This is a genomic window from Stenotrophomonas maltophilia (genome assembly GCF_003970865.1).
Lineage (GTDB): Bacteria > Pseudomonadota > Gammaproteobacteria > Xanthomonadales > Xanthomonadaceae > Stenotrophomonas > Stenotrophomonas maltophilia_AR.
The window spans coordinates 1-577 of record NZ_RXLZ01000170.1; the positions used below are offsets into that span (position 1 = coordinate 1).

Below are 577 nucleotides of genomic sequence, written 5' to 3' on the forward strand. Positions count from 1 at the left end.
AATTTTTGAAAACATTTTTTTCCACTCAAAAAAAAATTTTTAAATTAAAAAAAAAAACCCAAAGGGCACGAAGCTGTCTGATAGCCAGCGGTGGCATAAAGCTTCCAGCTACTAGATCATGCTTAAATAAATCGGCAATCCATTTGGCATCTTTTTTATCAGTTTTTTTACCACGGATAGCCTTAACATATTTTGGATGTGCAAGAGTAATGTTACAGGAATCCTCTAGAACATTAAACACGGGAATCCAGTATTTCCCGGTAGATTCCATACAAACATCCTTACAGTTATTTTCACAAAGCCATTGTGACAGCTCTTTCAATCCTTTTGTATAGGTAGAAAAGCGATGGCGTTTGTAAGTAGTGACACCTTTGTTGGTAGAAGCAATACAGGCAACAACAAAGGTTTTGTGGACATCAATCCCACAGCATATTGGATAAACAATCTTTAATCCCATAGGGATAACTCCTTACACGTTATTAAAGGGATAAACAGCCTCTGGCCCTTATACACAACTGACGTTTCGGCCGATCCTACGCTGTTGATAGAGGAGGTGTGGAGCTCTTCGTAATAAAAA

At 37.8% G+C, this 577-nt stretch carries 1 protein-coding gene; it reads right to left on the minus strand.

The window, feature by feature from the left end; genetic code table 11:
- Positions 1-25: 25 nt before the first annotated feature.
- A complete protein-coding gene (locus EKL94_RS22255; protein ID WP_221768002.1) occupies positions 26-457 on the minus strand; it encodes an IS110 family transposase in 432 nt (143 codons plus the stop codon).
- Positions 458-577 lie beyond the last annotated feature (120 nt).